The sequence below is a fragment of the Kribbella sp. NPDC020701 genome, from assembly GCF_055562215.1.
Map to the genome: position 1 here is coordinate 219562 of NZ_JBVHFT010000014.1, position 12407 is coordinate 231968.

The 12407-nt window shown below is 66.8% G+C and carries 12 protein-coding genes; 9 read left to right on the top strand and 3 right to left on the bottom strand.

Going from position 1 to position 12407, the window contains the following annotated elements; all coding sequences use genetic code 11:
* The first annotated feature begins 84 nt into the window (after positions 1-84).
* Positions 85-648, top strand: a complete 564-nt coding sequence (locus ACZ3HV_RS30575; protein WP_465689196.1) for a TetR/AcrR family transcriptional regulator — start codon at positions 85-87, stop codon at positions 646-648.
* Positions 645-1502, top strand: coding sequence for an LLM class F420-dependent oxidoreductase (locus ACZ3HV_RS30580; RefSeq protein ID WP_465689198.1), 858 nt, complete (start codon positions 645-647; stop codon positions 1500-1502). The genes ACZ3HV_RS30575 and ACZ3HV_RS30580 overlap by 4 nt, the downstream gene beginning before the upstream one ends.
* Before the next feature lie 39 nt (positions 1503-1541).
* Here the strand turns inward: ACZ3HV_RS30580 and ACZ3HV_RS30585 are convergent, their stop codons facing one another.
* Entirely contained in the window at positions 1542-2546 is a 1005-nt protein-coding gene (locus ACZ3HV_RS30585; protein WP_465689200.1) for a LacI family DNA-binding transcriptional regulator, read from the bottom strand.
* A gap of 134 nt (positions 2547-2680) precedes the next feature.
* Between ACZ3HV_RS30585 and ACZ3HV_RS30590 the strand changes: the two genes are divergently transcribed.
* Genes ACZ3HV_RS30590 through aceB form a run of 6 tightly spaced genes read left to right on the top strand, consistent with a single transcriptional unit; the run spans position 2681 to position 10841 of the window.
* Positions 2681-3997: an ABC transporter substrate-binding protein gene (locus ACZ3HV_RS30590; protein WP_465689202.1), complete on the top strand. Its 1317-nt coding sequence runs from the start codon at positions 2681-2683 to the stop codon at positions 3995-3997.
* A 5-nt stretch (positions 3998-4002) separates the two neighbouring features.
* Positions 4003-4950, top strand: a complete 948-nt coding sequence (locus ACZ3HV_RS30595; RefSeq protein WP_465689204.1) for a carbohydrate ABC transporter permease — start codon at positions 4003-4005, stop codon at positions 4948-4950.
* The gene (locus ACZ3HV_RS30600; RefSeq protein WP_465689206.1) at positions 4947-5762 is read left to right on the top strand and encodes a carbohydrate ABC transporter permease; all 816 of its coding nucleotides are present in this window, start codon (positions 4947-4949) and stop codon (positions 5760-5762) included. The genes ACZ3HV_RS30595 and ACZ3HV_RS30600 overlap by 4 nt, the downstream gene beginning before the upstream one ends.
* Entirely contained in the window at positions 5759-7222 is a 1464-nt protein-coding gene (locus ACZ3HV_RS30605; RefSeq protein ID WP_465689208.1) for a hypothetical protein, read from the top strand. The genes ACZ3HV_RS30600 and ACZ3HV_RS30605 overlap by 4 nt, the downstream gene beginning before the upstream one ends.
* Positions 7219-9261, top strand: a complete 2043-nt coding sequence (locus ACZ3HV_RS30610; RefSeq protein WP_465689210.1) for an alpha-amylase family protein — start codon at positions 7219-7221, stop codon at positions 9259-9261. The genes ACZ3HV_RS30605 and ACZ3HV_RS30610 overlap by 4 nt, the downstream gene beginning before the upstream one ends.
* A gap of 14 nt (positions 9262-9275) precedes the next feature.
* On the top strand, positions 9276-10841 hold the full coding sequence (aceB, locus tag ACZ3HV_RS30615; protein WP_465689212.1) for a malate synthase A: 1566 nt from the start codon (positions 9276-9278) through the stop codon (positions 10839-10841).
* Here the strand turns inward: aceB and ACZ3HV_RS30620 are convergent.
* Both ACZ3HV_RS30620 and ACZ3HV_RS30625 read right to left on the bottom strand, forming a co-directional pair.
* A complete protein-coding gene (locus ACZ3HV_RS30620) occupies positions 10823-11203 on the bottom strand; it encodes a cupin domain-containing protein (RefSeq protein ID WP_465689214.1) in 381 nt (126 codons plus the stop codon). The two genes, aceB and ACZ3HV_RS30620, sit on opposite strands and share 19 nt — an antisense overlap.
* A gap of 20 nt (positions 11204-11223) precedes the next feature.
* Positions 11224-12090 carry an LLM class flavin-dependent oxidoreductase gene (locus ACZ3HV_RS30625; protein ID WP_465689216.1) on the bottom strand — a complete coding sequence of 289 codons (867 nt, stop codon included), beginning with the start codon at positions 12088-12090 and terminating at the stop codon, positions 11224-11226.
* A gap of 90 nt (positions 12091-12180) precedes the next feature.
* Here ACZ3HV_RS30625 and ACZ3HV_RS30630 point away from each other — a divergent pair, with 90 nt between their 5' ends.
* Complete coding sequence (locus ACZ3HV_RS30630) at positions 12181-12405, top strand: hypothetical protein (RefSeq protein WP_465689218.1); 225 nt, start codon at positions 12181-12183, stop codon at positions 12403-12405.
* Positions 12406-12407 lie beyond the last annotated feature (2 nt).

A 12407-nucleotide genomic window follows, 5' to 3' on the forward strand; every position in this document is an offset into this window, starting at 1 on the left:
CACCGGGACGGATGGCCGGGGCCTGGCGCAAGCGTGATCCCCAGCTTCAGGCGTCAGGGCTGTACCTGTGGGTACAGTGGGTGGGTGGAGACGGTGGAGCGGTTGATTCGGAGTACGCAGGAGTTATTGTGGGAGCGGGGGTATGTGGGGACCTCGCCGAAGGCGATTCAGCGGGCTGCCGATGCGGGGCAGGGGAGCATGTATCACCACTTCGCGGGGAAGGCGGAGTTGGCGAAGGCGGCCATCGAGCGGTCGGGGCTGGAGTTGCGGGCGGCGGCTGAGGAGCAGTTCGAGGAACCGGGTACGGCGACCGACCGGATTACGCACTACCTGGAGCGGGAGCGGGACGTCTTGAGGGGGTGCCGGATCGGGCGGTTGACGGCGGATCCGGATGTGATGGGGGATCCGGAGTTGCGCGCGCCGGTGGCGGAGACGTTCGCGTGGTTGCGAAGCCGGCTGGCGGAGATTGTTGCTGAAGGCAAACGTAAGGGCGAGTATCCTGACCGGCTGGACGCCGAGCAGACGGCCGCGACGATCGCGGCGGTGCTGCAGGGTGGGTATGTGCTGGCCCGGGCGGCCGGCTCGGTCGAGCCGTTCGAGTTGGCTGTGCAAGGCCTGATCAACCTGTTGCCGGAGGCTACCAAGTGAAGATCGGTGCGGTGTTCCCGCAGCTCGAGATCGGCGCGGACCCGCGGGTGGTGCGCGAGTGGACGACGACCGTGGAGGCGGCGGGGTACAACCACGCGCTCGCCTACGACCATGTGCTCGGCGCGGATCCGGCCAACCGACCCGGCTGGACCGGCTACACCGATAAGTCCTTGTTTCATGAGGTTTTCGTGCTGTTCGGATACATGGCGGCGATCACCACCGAGCTCGAGTTGGTGACCGGCGTACTGGTGCTGCCGCAGCGGCAGACAGCGCTGGTGGCCAAGCAGGCGGCCGAGATCGATGTGCTGAGCGACGGTCGGCTGCGGCTGGGCGTCGGCATCGGGTGGAACCAGGTCGAGTACCAGGCGCTCGGTGTGCCGTTCAGACAGCGCGGTGCACTGCTGGAAGAGCAGGTCGACGTACTGCGCAAGTTGTGGGCCGAGCCGGTCATGTCCTACCAAGGCAAGTTCCACGAGATCGAGGAGGCCGGCCTCAATCCGTTGCCCGCGCGGCAGATCCCGATCTGGTTCGGCGGCGGTGCGGACGCCGTACTGCGCAGGACCGGACGGATCGGCGACGGCTGGATGCCGCAGTCGGCACCCGACGAGACTGCGCGCCAACAGGTCGCGATGATCCGGCAAGCAGCAGAAGAAGCCGGCCGTGATCCGAACACGATCGGCATCGAAGCGCGACTCACGCTAGGCGCCGTCCCCGAGCAGGACTGGCGAGCGTTCGCCGACGGCTGGCGCGAACTCGGCGCGACCCACCTCGGCGTCAACACCATGAAGATGGGCCTCGCCAAACCCGAAGACCACGCCGCCGTCCTCCGCGACGTGCTCCCGAGACTCACCTAGCTCGATCCTCGCGAGCGGATATCCCCCTGCTGTTGTGGGCTAGCGGTGGTGGGCGGTTGAGCCTCGGATGACCAGCGGGCAGGGGAGGGTGATGATTTCGGTGGGGCGGTCTGGGTCGGCGATGCGTTCGCGGAGGAGGTTGATGCCGGTTTCGACGATGGCGTGGACGGGCTGCTCGACCGAGGTGAGGTCGAAGGACTCCCAGGCGGCCAGTTCGGTGTTGTCGAAGCCGATGACCCAGACGTCGTCGGGGACCTTGCGGCCGAGTGCTCTGGCGCCGTCCAGGATGCCGAAGGCGAGCAGGTCGGTGACCGTGTAGATCGCGGTCGGCGGATTCTTGCGCGAGAGCAGTTTCGTCGCCGCGGCATGGCCGTCCGCGTGCGATACGCCGACCGACATCACGTTGCCGAGTTTGATCTTGACCCCGGCGTCAGCGAGCGCGGCCCGGAAGCCGAGGTCGCGGTCGCGGGAGGTGTTCCCGGTGTGGGTCAAGTTGACCAGGCCGATGTTGGTGTGGCCCGCATCGACCAGGTACTGGCCGGCGTCGTACGCGCCCTGCCAGTTGTCGCCGACGACCTGGTCGCAGTCGAGGCCGTCGATGCCGCGGTGCAGGAGAACCGTCGGTGTCCCCGAGGCGAGCGCCATCGTGTGCAGCTTCGAGTCGTACGTCGCCGACGTGAGCAGGAATCCGTCGACCAGGCGCTGCTGCAGAACCCCGGCGATCGTCTCCTCGGGGTCGTGCTCGATGTTCCAGAGGATCATGTGCTGGCCGAGCGAGCTGAGCACCCGGCCGATCTCGTCCAGCAGTTCGGCATGGAACGGGCTGGTGACCCGGGTCATGAACACCCCGATGGTGTCCGTTCGCCCGGTCTTCATCGCGCGGGCCAACGCGTTCGGTGTGTAGTTCGCGTCCTTCAGCACCTGCAGCACCCGGGCCCTGGTGTCCGGGTTGACCTTCGGATTGTTCGTCAGCACCCGTGAAACCGTGGCCTGGGACACCCCGGCCAGCCGGGCAAGATCTCTGCTCGTCGGTGGTCGCGTCACGATCCGCCTCCCCCTTGTTGTCCGGATGCTGAACCCTACTGAAGAGTGTCGCCGTTCGCCGTTGACCTCGGTAACCAGGCATTGTATACGTATTCATTGTATACGTATTCATCCCTCGCGGATGGGAGATTCCGGTGCAGACACAACTCTCCAACCTGAGCCGCCGCAGGTTTCTCGCCGGCCTGGGAACACTCTCGGCGGGACTGGCGGCCGGCGGTGCGCTGGCCGGCTGTGGTGGTAACGGCAACGGCAGCGCGAGCGGTGGCAAGAGCCTGACCTTCCTGAACTGGGAGCAGGTCAAGGGCACCCCGCTCGAGCAGGCGATCCAGGCCTACGAGAAGTCCTCCGGCGCGAAAGTCACCGTGCAGCCGGCGGTCACCCAGGAGTACGACACCAAGATGCGCACGCTGCTCGCGGGCGGCAGTCCGCCGGACATCATGCGGATCAACGACGACTTCGTCCGCGGCTTCTCCGAACAGGGTGCGCTGCTCGACCTGAAGCCGTACATCGAGAAGGACCAACTGGACACCAGCGCCTTCGCCAAGGAGGCGTACGAGTTCCCCAAGCAGCCGGACGGTTCGCACACCGCCTGGATCCTCGGGTACCAGCCGCGGCTGATCTTCTACAACGTCGATCTGTTCAAGCAGGCCGGCGTACCGCTGCCGCCGACGGACTGGTCGTCGGCCGGCTGGACCTGGTCCGATTTCGCCGAGACGGCGAAGAAGCTGACCGACCCGGCCAAGAAGCAGTACGGCGCTCTGGTCTATCTGGACACGGGGTACGAGCAGACGTTCACGGTCAACCACGGCAGTCAGACGGGGATCTTCTCCACCGACGGCACGAAGTTCACGTTGCCGGACGCCAAGGAGGTCGAGGCGCTGCAGTGGGCGACCGACCTGACCTGCAAGGACAAGGTGCAGCCGCCGTGGTCGGCACTGCAGCAGGACAACGTGCAGAACCAGATGTTCGCGCAGGGCAAGATCGCGATGATGTTCGCGACCTTCGGCACCGTGCCGTACCTGCGGACCACGGTGAAGGACTTCACCTGGGACGTTGCGCCGCCGCCGGCCGACCTGGAGCAGAAGACCGAGTCCAGCGTGATCGTCTTCTGCATCCCGAAGACCGCGAAGAATCCCGATCAGGCGTGGGGCCTGCTCAAGTTCCTGGCCGGCGAGGAGGGCGGCAAGATCCTCCTGCAAGGCGGCGCGTTCACCCCGATCAACAACAAGGTCGCGGCAACCCTCGCCCCGAACGGGAAGATGCCCGAGCACATCGCGTTGTTCGGCGAGGCCGCGAAGCACCTGACCGCGACCAACCAGACCAAGAACACGCTCGGCGCCCGCGAGTTGTACCGGCCCGCGCTGGACCAGGCCTACAACTGCGAGAAACAGGTCGGCGACGTGCTCCAGAAGGTCAAACCTCAGGTGGAGAACGCGCTGAAGGGTAGTTGATGTCGATGGCAACGACTACATCGACGCGGGACCCGGTGACCGCGGTCGCGCCAGTCGACCGCAGCGCTGAGGTACGCCGGGCCCGCCGCAAGCAGAACCTGACCGGCTGGCTGTTCATCAGTCCGATCGTGGTCGGCGTGGTGGCGTTCCAGTTCTTCCCGATCCTGGTCTCGATGGCCGCCTCGCTGACCGACTGGAACGGCATCTCCGCACCGAAGTTCGTCGGCCTGAAGAACTTCACCGATCTGTTCAGCAACGACCCGTTGTTCCTGCAGACCTTCAAGAACACCGTCTACTTCACCCTCGCCAGCATCCCGCTCACCATCGGCATCGGACTGGTTCTGGCCCTGCTGTGCTCCCGTCCGATCCGCGGCGTCGCCTTCTTCCGTACGGCGTACTTCGCGCCGTACGTCACGAATGTCGTCGCGATCGGATTCGTCTGGTTCTGGTTCTTCCAGCCGGACAGCGGCGTGGTCAACGGACTGCTCAGCCAGGTCGGCATCCACGGCCCACAGTGGTTGTCGAGCTCGACCTGGGCGATGCCGGCGGTGATCATGGTCAGCGTCTGGCAGGGCATCGGCTACCCGATGATCATCCTGCTCGCAGGTCTGCAAGGCCTGCCCAACGAGTACTTCGAGTCCGCGAAGATCGACGGTGCCGGAGCCTGGCAGCGGCTGCGGTTCATCACGCTGCCGTTGCTGACGCCGCACTTCCTGTTCCTGCTGATCACACAGTTCATCACGTCGTTCCAGGTGTTCGGCCTGATCTACGTGATGACCAAGGGCGGGCCGGGCCACGCCACCAGCGTCTACATCTTCAACATCTACCAGAACGCGTTCGGCTTCGGGAAGATCGGCTACGCCTCGGCGATGGCGTGGATCCTCTTCGCGGTGATCGCGACCGTCACCTACCTGCAGTGGAAGCTGCAGAAGAGGTGGGTGTTCTACTCATGAGACTCGTCGGCAAGACCTCGCAGTACGTCGTGATGTCCCTGTTCGCGCTCGTGTTCCTCGCGCCCCTGGTGTGGATGATCAGTGCGTCGCTCCGGCCCGAGGCGAAGGTGCTGAGTGTGCCGCCGAAGTTCCTGCCGTCGGACGCGCAGTGGGACAACTACCGGCAGGTGTTCGACCTGATCCCGGTGTTCCTGTGGAACAGCGTGAAACTGGCCGGGCTCAACGTGGTCGGCATCCTGATCGTCGCGTCGATGGCCGGGTACGCGTTCGCGCGGTTGAAGTTCGCCGGCCGGGACGCGGCGTTCATGGTGCTGCTGGCCACCTCGATCATCCCGGGCATCGCCTACCTGATCCCGCAGTACATCGTGTTCCGCCAGATCGGCTGGGTGGACACGCAGTACCCGCTGTGGGTGCCGAAGGTGCTCACGCCGGTGTTCGCGACGTTCCTGATGCGGCAGTCCTTCCTGACCATCCCGAACGAGCTCGAGGACGCGGGCAAGATCGACGGGGCGTCCACGTTCGGCATCTACTGGCGGATCATGCTGCCGCAGACCAAACCGGCGCTGGCCGCGATCGGCGTGTTCACCTTCCTGGAGTCGTGGAACGACCTGTTCGGTCCACTGATCTACATCAATTCCGAGAACCTGCAGACGTTGCCGGTGGCACTAGCCCAGTTCCAGGGCGAGTACTTCACCCAGATCAGTCTGCTGATGTGCGGTGCGACGGTGTCCGTCGTACCGGTGATCGCCGTCTTCCTCTTTGCGCAGCGCTATTTCATCCAAGGCATCACGATGACAGGAATGAAGGGGTGAGCTCCGTGCCGGACCGGCTCGTTGCCATGCAGATCGGAGCGGTTTCGTTCGTCGACGAAGGCGTCGACCAGACACTGGACATCCTGGCCGACCGCGGCGCGGTGAACGCGCTGTTCCTGGCCACGCCGACCTGGACCCGGGGGACCGGCGGGCGGCAGATCCCCGGGCACCCGATCCCCGATCACGGCGGATCGGAGTACGACCTGGGCTGGGTCGGCGGCAACTACGCGACGCCGCACCCGCAGTACTACGGCAACACCGCGCTCGGCGCGGTCGGCCGGGCACCGGAACATCCGGAGCTGGACCTGCTGAGTGAGGTGATCCCGAAGGCCCGCGAGCGCGGGATGAAGTCGTTCGCGTGGATGGAGGAGAGCGGTGGCGCTCGCCAGCTCCGCACGTACCCGAACTTCGCCAAGGTGCTCGAGGTGGACGCGTGGTCGCGGCCGGGGCGGCGGCCCTGCTTCAACAATCCGGACTACCGCAACTGGCATCTCGGGTTCGTCGAGGACTACGTGCAGAGCTACGAGCTCGACGGGCTGGCGTGGTGTTCGGAGCGGCCGGGTCCGCTGAACATGCTGATGCAGGGCACGGTCGACGTGGCCGAGGTCGGCTGCTTCTGCCCGCACTGCCGGCAGATCGGCCGCGATCGCGGCATCGACGTGGCCCGGGCGATGCAGGGCTACCGCGAGCTGGTCGAGTGGAACCAGCGGGTCGGCGCCGGTGAGCGTCCGGTCGACGGCGCCTTCGTCGCTTTCTGGCGGATCCTGCTGAACTTCCCGGAGGTGCTGGCCTGGCAGACGCTGTGGACCGAGAGCCAGCGGCAGCTGTACCGCGACATCTACGGGGTCGCCAAGTCGATCTCGCCCGAGGTCCAGGTCGGCTGGCACGTCTACCACAACATCTCGTTCAGCCCGTTCTACCGGGCTGACCAGGACTACACCGAGATGGCGAAGTTCTCCGACTTCATCAAGGTGGTCATCTACAACAACTGCGCCGGTCCGCGGTTCTTCACCTGGGTGAAGAGCATCTGCGGCGCGCTGTTCGCCGACGCGGATCCGGAAGACGTCTACCCGTTGATGATGAAGCTGCTGCAGCTCGACGAGGGCGACTACGAGAAGCTGCCGCAGACCGGTTTCAGCGCCGACTACGTCCGCCGTGAAACCGAGCGAGCCGTCGCGGGTGTGAGCGGGCAGAGCAAGATCTACCCGGGGATCGACATCGACATCCCGGTCGGCGTCGCCAAGCAGCGCGGGCTGGAGTCGCCGCGCGACCTCGGGACCAAGATCAACTGGGACGACAACGAGGGTGAGCTCACCGCGTGCAGCCGGGAGTCCGTGCGGGACGCGACGCTGGCCGCGTTCGCGGGTGGCGCGGAGGGCGTCGTACTGAGTCGCAAGTACTCCGAGATGCTGCTGGAGAACCTGTCCGGCGCGGGCGACGCTCTCCGGAGCCTCGAGTGAAACCTTGGTACCGACGCACCCTGCGCTGGGCGCAGACCAATCTGACCGAGAAGGACCCGGCTCGGTACGACGCCGACTGGTGGCGCGAGCACTGGCGTCGTACGCACGTCCAGGGGGTGATCGTCAACGCCGGTGGGATCGTCGCCTACTACCCGAGCAAGTTCGAACTGCAGCACCGGGCCGAGTTCCTCGGCGATCGCGACCTGTACGGCGAGATCGTCGAGCTCGCCAAGGAGGACGGGCTCACCGTACTGGCCCGGATGGACTCGAACCGGGCCCACCAGCCCTTGTACGACGCCCATCCGGACTGGTTCGCGATCGATGCCGAAGGCAACCCGTACCGGGCCGGGAAGCTGTACGTCGCCTGTGTCACCGGCCCGTACTACCGGGACTTCCTGACCGGGATCCTCGAGGAGATCATCGAACGCACCGCGCCGGACGGGCTCACCGACAACAGCTGGAGCGGACTCGGCCGGGACCAGATCTGCTACTGCCCGAACTGCCGGGACAGCTTCGGCCAGGACCTCCCGACCGGCGTGGACTGGGCGGATCCGGCGTACCGGCAGTGGATCCGGTGGAGTTACGACCGGCGGTTGGCGGTCTGGGATCTCAACAACGAGGTGACGCGCAGAGCCGGCGGGCCGGACTGCCTGTGGATCGGCATGAACGGCGGCGAGGTCGTTGCCCAGAGCAAACGACTCCGCGATGACGTGGAGATCAGCAAGCGGGCGTCGATCTTCATGCTCGACTCGCAGTGGCGGCACGAGGAGTCCGGGTTCCAGGCGAACGCGGATTCCGGCAAACGGCTGCACGGCCTGCTCGGGTGGGACACGCTGATCCCGGAGAGCACCGCGATGTACGACGCCGGCGTACCGACCTTCCGGCTCGGGAGCAAGCCCGAGCCGGAGGCGCGGATGTGGGCGGTCGAGGGGTTCGCGGGCGGGATCCAGCCGTGGTGGCACCACATCGGGTCTCTGCACGAGGACCGTCGGCAGTACGCCACGGCCGAGTCGCTGTTCGAGTGGCATGAGAAGCACGAGGACTTCCTGATCAACCGGGAGCCGGTCGCCACGGTCGGGCTGCTGTGGAGTCAGCGCAGTGTGGACTTCCACGGCAAGGACGATCCGGAGACGACGAGCCAGCTGCCGTATCGCGGGTGGGTGGACGCGCTGGTCCGGGCCCGGATCCCGTACCTGCCGATCCACGAGGTCGACCCGCGGCTCGCGGTGATCATCGTCCCGAACGTCGGTGTGCTCACCGATCCCCAGTGCGAGGCGTTGACGGCGTACGTCGAGGGCGGTGGGCGGCTCGTGGTCACCGGGGAGTCAGGCCTGTACGACGAGTGGGGTGATCGGCGGGACGAGTCGGCGCTCGCCGGGCTGCTCGGGGTGCGTCACCAGGGGAAGCGGCTGGAGGCGGGACAGGTCGACTGGGAGACGTACGGCGCGCACAGCTATCTGCGGATCGAGGATCGGGGGATCGCAGACGGCTTCGGGGACACCGATCTGTTGCCGTTCGGTGGACAGTTGGAGCTGGTCGAGGCCGCCGGGGCCGCGGTGACCTATGTGCCGCCGTTCCCGATCTACCCGCCGGAACTGTCGTGGATGGCCGAGCCGCGGACCGACGTACCCGTGGTGGTGCTCGGCGAGCGGACGGCGTACCTGGCCGCGGACCTGGACCGGCTGTACGCGCAGTATCACCATCCCGACCACGGACGGCTGCTGGCGAATCTCGTCCGCCGGGCGGCCGACGGCGAGATCCCGTTGCAGGTGGACGGTGCCGGGGTGCTCGACTGCCAGTTGTACCGGCAGGGCGAGCGGCACGTCCTGCACCTGGTCAACCTCGACCAGGGAGGTGCCTGGCGAGGGCGGCTGGAGGAGTTCACGCCGGCCGGTCCGTTCACGATCAGGGTCAGGGCAGGCGGCCGGCGGGCGCGGTTCCTGGTCGCGGGCGGGGAGGCGGAGGTGAACGAACGGGACGGCTGGATTACGGTCGAGGTGGCGCGGATCGCCGATCACGAGGTCGTGGTCTTCGAGTGAGAAGGAGTGGGTTCGTGGCAGTCGAGGTCACCGGTGCACGGAACGAGCGGTACGACGAGATCCTGACCGAGCGAGCGCTCGGACTGATCGAGCAACTGCACCGCGAGTACGACGGGCGGCGGCGTGAGCTGCTCGAGCGGCGCAAGGAGCGGGTCGCGGAGATCGCGGCCGGGGCGTCGCTGGGGTTCCTGCCGGAGACCAAGGATGTGCGGGACGACCCGGACTGGCGGGTCGTCGCCGCCGCGCCGGGGCTGGTCGACCGCCGGGTGGAGATCACCGGGCCGACCGACCGGAAGATGACGATCAACGCGCTGAACTCGGGCGCGAAGGTTTGGCTGGCCGACCAGGAGGACGCGAACACGCCGACCTGGGAGAACGTGGTCGGCGGTCAGCTGAACCTGCTCGACGCGATCACCCGGCGGATCGATTTCAGCACCGACGCGAAGAGCTACGCGCTGAAGCCGGACGACGAGCTGGCGACCATCGTCGTCCGGCCGCGCGGGTGGCACCTGCCGGAGAAGCACATCCGGGTCGACGGCGTACCCGTGAGCGGTTCGCTGGTGGACTTCGCGCTGTACTTCGCCGCCTGTGCGCAGCTGCAGCTCGACCGTGGGCAGGGGCCGTACTTCTACCTGCCGAAGATGGAGTCGCACCTCGAGGCGCGGCTGTGGAACGACGTGTTCGTGACCGCGCAGGAGGCGCTCGGGATCCCACGCGGGACGATCCGGGCGACGGTGCTGATCGAGACCTACCCGGCCGCGTTCGAGATGGAGGAGATCCTCTACGAGCTGCGCGAGCACTCGGCCGGGCTGAACGCGGGGCGCTGGGACTACATGTTCAGCGTGATCAAGACGCACCGGACCCGGGGCGTCGACTTCCAGTTGCCGGACCGCAACAGCGTGACGATGACGGTGCCGTTCATGCGCGCGTACACCGAGCTGCTGGTCAGGACATGTCACAAGCGTGGGGCGCACGCGATCGGCGGGATGGCGGCGTTCATCCCGAGCAAGGACCCGGCCGTGAACGAGCAGGCGTTCGCGAAGGTCGAGGCGGACAAGACGCGCGAGGCCGGCGACGGGTTCGACGGGTCGTGGGTCGCGCACCCCGGCATGGTCGAGACCTGCCGGACCGTCTTCGACTCGGTGCTGGGCGACCGGCCGAACCAGGTCGACAAGCTCCGCGAGGATGTGTCGGTGACAGCCGAGCAGTTGCTCGATGTCGCAGCCACGCCCGGCGAGGTGACCGAGGCCGGCCTGCGGAACAACGTCAGCGTCGCGATTCAGTACTTGGCGGCCTGGCTGGAGGGTCTTGGTGCGGTCGGCATCTTCAACCTGATGGAGGACGCCGCCACCGCGGAGATCTCCCGCTCCCAGATCTGGCAGTGGCGCCGGAACGGCGTCGTCCTCGACACCGGCGAGACCGTCACCACCGAATTGGTCGAACGCATCGCCGACGAGGAGATCACCAAGCTCGACCAGTACCTCCGCTACCAGTCAGCCCGAGCTCTCTTCCTCGAGGTGGCTCTGGCTGATGAGTACGTAGATTTCCTGACGCTTCCTGCCTACGAGCGCTTCAGCTGAGGTGGGTCGACGTTCACGGTGGGGATGCCGCCGCCCGCCCTCGCGATGATCGCGAGGGACGGGTCGGCGGAGGGGTTGCTCTCCCGGTGGATGGTGAAGGCCGGCACGTGTACGAAGTCCCCGGCCACGGCATCCAGGTACTCATCGCTGCCCTCGAACTCCAGCCGCAGTACGCCGGAGACGATGTAGAGACTGCTCTCGTTCTTGTCATGGTGATGCCACCCCGAGATCGCCCCAGGCTCGGTGACAACCTGCCCCGCCCAAAGAATCGGCAACTCGAAAGCCCGCATCCGCAACATCCCCGCCGTCGGATCAGCCGCCACCAGCTCACCGGCCTTGATCACCCGCACAGGCTCAGTCATGCCAGCAGTCTGCCTCCGCCTCAGCTGATCCTGCCACCGGGTGGGCCCTGGAGGATGCGGGCGCGGGCATCGGGGACGGTGAGGGCCTGGGTGAGAAGCCAGGTGACGCCGTAGCGTTCGTACTGCGGGACCGTGGCCGGGGTGGGTTCGGTCGCATCGGCGTTGCCGATGAGGACGAGGTCGTACGGCGTATCGGGCGTCCGGACGGCGCGGAGATCCTCGGCGATCTCCTCGTACGTTTCGGGCGGGATCACCACCAGCGGCCACTGCTCGCTGGCTGGGGCGAACCCGTCCCAGCGGGCGGCTCGGCGGCGGGGCGGACGGAAGGAGCCGCCGGCGCCGATCCAGATCGGGATTCTGGGGCGTTGAAGCGGCGTGGGGCGGAGAGAGACGCCGCGGCAGGTGTAGTGCCTGCCTTCGAAGTCGACCCGTTCGCCGGTCCACAGGCGGTTCACCAGGTCGAGGAATTCGTCGACCATCGCCGCCCTGGTCCGAAGGTCCAGGTCCATCCCGAACGCGGTGAACTGGTCATCCGGGTGACCGAGGCCGACGCCAAGTATCAGGCGGCCCGAAGACAGCCGATCCAGCGTCACCGCCTGGCGCGCGAACGTCTCCGGCCGCAGCCGGGCGACCGCCGTGACCAGAGTCCCGAAGCGGATCCGCTCAGTCGACCGGGCCACCGCCGTGAGTGCCACCATCGCGTCGGCCACGTCGTCGGACTCACCGAGTGCTTCCCGGACCGCGTCCGTGTGCGGGTGCAGCGGCAGCAATTCATCCCAGATGAAGAATCCGTCCCATCCGGCCGCTTCAGCTGACCGCGCCAGCTCCACGAGTACACCGACGTCAGCGAAAGCACCTTGGTTCGGCAAGTAGATCCCGTGCAGCATGCGCCCTCCCTCGGGCCGACGCCGTTGACTGCAGCCTGCGGCTCGCCGGGAACACTGTCAACGACGCGTCGGCGGGCCTAGGCTGCGAGCATGGCGGACATTGTGTTGCGGATCCGGCTCACGAGCGGTGACCACCTGGATGTCACCTACGAGGAGACTGCCGCGGCCGATGACGACGAGGTCGTCGAGCACGCTGTCGCAGCGCTTGCGGACGATGCCGGCATGCTTCGGTGCAGACACGGCGATCGACTCCTCGTGCTCTACGCGCGAGGAGTCGCCGCCGTGGAGATCGCCCCACGAGGTGCGGTCCTGTAACC

Coding starts and splice junctions, on each gene's coding strand:
- ACZ3HV_RS30595 (WP_465689204.1), top strand. CDS start 4,003: ATGGCAACGACTACATCGACGCGGGACCCGGTGACCGCGGTCGCGCCA.
- ACZ3HV_RS30600 (WP_465689206.1), top strand. CDS start 4,947: ATGAGACTCGTCGGCAAGACCTCGCAGTACGTCGTGATGTCCCTGTTC.
- ACZ3HV_RS30620 (WP_465689214.1), bottom strand. CDS start 11,203: ATGACTGAGCCTGTGCGGGTGATCAAGGCCGGTGAGCTGGTGGCGGCT.
- ACZ3HV_RS30625 (WP_465689216.1), bottom strand. CDS start 12,090: ATGCTGCACGGGATCTACTTGCCGAACCAAGGTGCTTTCGCTGACGTC.
- ACZ3HV_RS30630 (WP_465689218.1), top strand. CDS start 12,181: ATGGCGGACATTGTGTTGCGGATCCGGCTCACGAGCGGTGACCACCTG.